1 protein-coding gene is annotated in these 271 nt (G+C 69.0%); it reads left to right on the plus strand.

The genetic code is table 11. The annotated features are described in order from the left end of the window. A partial coding sequence (locus IH26_RS0152745) for a cellulose binding domain-containing protein (RefSeq protein WP_030443842.1) occupies positions 1-271 on the plus strand: 271 nt, incomplete at both ends.

Raw genomic sequence — 271 nt, forward strand, 5'->3', positions numbered from 1 at the left:
GTCGCCGACAACGTCGACGGCGTGCACCCGAACGACACCGGCTTTCAGAAGATGTCCGACGCCTGGTATCCCGTACCGGCAAAGGTCTTGGGGGGAAGCGCGACGCCGACGCCCCAGCCCACGACGACCACGACGCCCGCCACCGTACCTCCTTCCGGTACCTGCTCGGCCGCTTATCGGGTCGTCTCGCAGTGGACCGGCGGGTTCCAGGGCGAGGTCACCGTCGCCAACGGCTCCTCGGCGGGCTCCACGGGCTGGAACGCGACGTTCA

The organism is Actinoplanes subtropicus (genome assembly GCF_000721705.1).
Lineage (GTDB): Bacteria > Actinomycetota > Actinomycetes > Mycobacteriales > Micromonosporaceae > Actinoplanes > Actinoplanes subtropicus.